The organism is Polaribacter sp. (assembly GCF_965656025.1).
GTDB lineage: Bacteria > Bacteroidota > Bacteroidia > Flavobacteriales > Flavobacteriaceae > Polaribacter.
On sequence record NZ_CBFHJT010000015.1, the window covers coordinates 30,255 to 31,801 of the forward strand.

Consider the following 1,547-nt stretch of genomic DNA (forward strand, 5'->3'; position numbering starts at 1 on the left):
GTTGTTTTTATTAGACGGTTGTTTTGGTAAATTAGAGCATATCCATGCTTTTTACCATTCTTGTATTGTATTTTTGTTTTGGTGTCGTTTTTATAAAAAATCCACCAGTTTGTTGCTTTATTATTAATAAAGTGCCCTTCTTTAATTAAGGTATTATTTTTTGTGTAAAAGTACCAATAACCTGTTTTGTTATCATTATTAAAATGACCTTTTTTTTCTATTTCTCCGTTCGCATAATAAAAAGTCCAAAAGTCTGTTTTTGCATCATTTTGTAACCAACCTTCTGATTTCAAATTATCATTTGTGTCATAAATTTTAATAAATTCTTTTTGATTTATTAAAGTAAAAAGAAAGAATGTTAAGGCATATTTTAAGAACATAGTTTAGTTTTTTTTTCTTCACATTAAAACAGTAAAGTCAATAGTAATAGGTTTGTTTTTTAAACGAACTTCTTAAATTCACGATACTCTTAATTATTAATGTTTTTTAATTGTCGTTTTAATTATAGATAACTTTCAAGAGCTTCCTATTTATATACGAGATTTTTTTATTTATAGTTTTTTTAAAAAAAATAAAACCGTCTTTGTTTTTATCTCGTATATAAAGTGTCACTAACATTTAAAAACTACAATTATGACAAATAAAATGAAAACGTTAGTAGGTCTATGTCTACTATTATCAAGTGTGTGTATTGCACAGAGTCCAGTAAATGGTTTTATGAAAAAATCAGGAGAAGGATCTGTAGTATTATCTTATTCTAAAGAATCTTATAGTAAAGTTTTTTTAGTACCAAATGAAGTTGATGGTGTACCTATATTTAACGATGTAAGTATTAGCAGTGTATCTTTTTTTGGAGAGATTGGTATTTCAGATAATTTTAACATCGTACTAAATGTACCTTATATCAGATCTGAAGGAAACGCTTCCGAAGCAGTTTTAGATAATAATGGTTTTGAGAACGAAAGAAAAGGAATACAAGATTTAAAAGTCTATGCAAAATATAGGTTATATACCTTAAATTTTGACAAAAGTTCTTTAGACTTTATTGGAGCTGCTGGTATAGAAACTCCTTTAGGGAATTACAATGCAGATGAAGGGTTACAATCTATTATTGCAATAGGTAACAGAGCTACTACATACAATGCTATGGGTATTGCTACCTTTAAATTACAATCAGGTTTTTTTACAACAGGTCAATTAGGATATAGTTTTAGAAATAATGAGGTACCTAATGCACTAATAAGCGAGTTAAAAATTGGTTATGCAACTTCTAAATTTTATGTAGATGCATTTGTAGCCAATCAACTTTCTGATGATAGTGGTGTAGATATTTTAGGAGAAGGGTTTACAGGATTTTTTCCTGCCACTCGTGTAAACTATACAAGAATTGGTCTAAATGCTTTTTACCCAATCACAAAAGAATTAGGATTTACAGCAGGAACAAATGCTTACATTTCTGGTAGAAACCTTGGTAAAGCCACAGGATTTTACGGAGGCGCTGTATACTCATTTTAATAAACAAACTAAATAAAACTTACAATTATGAA

General features: G+C 28.1%; 2 protein-coding genes. One reads left to right on the forward strand and one right to left on the reverse strand.

Annotated features, from left to right (window positions below):
- The coding region (locus tag ACTG3S_RS04475) for a toxin-antitoxin system YwqK family antitoxin (protein WP_439128174.1) at positions 1-380 on the reverse strand (380 nt) is incomplete at its 3' end.
- Between the two features lie 253 nt (positions 381-633).
- Between ACTG3S_RS04475 and ACTG3S_RS04480 the strand changes: the two genes are divergently transcribed.
- On the forward strand, positions 634-1,515 hold the full coding sequence (locus ACTG3S_RS04480) for a hypothetical protein (RefSeq protein ID WP_439128175.1): 882 nt from the start codon (positions 634-636) through the stop codon (positions 1,513-1,515).
- Positions 1,516-1,547: the final 32 nt, after the last annotated feature.

Bases quoted from the DNA above. Each gene is read 5' to 3' on its own strand.
- ACTG3S_RS04480 (WP_439128175.1), top strand. From the start codon at position 634: ATGACAAATAAAATGAAAACGTTAGTAGGTCTATGTCTACTATTATCA.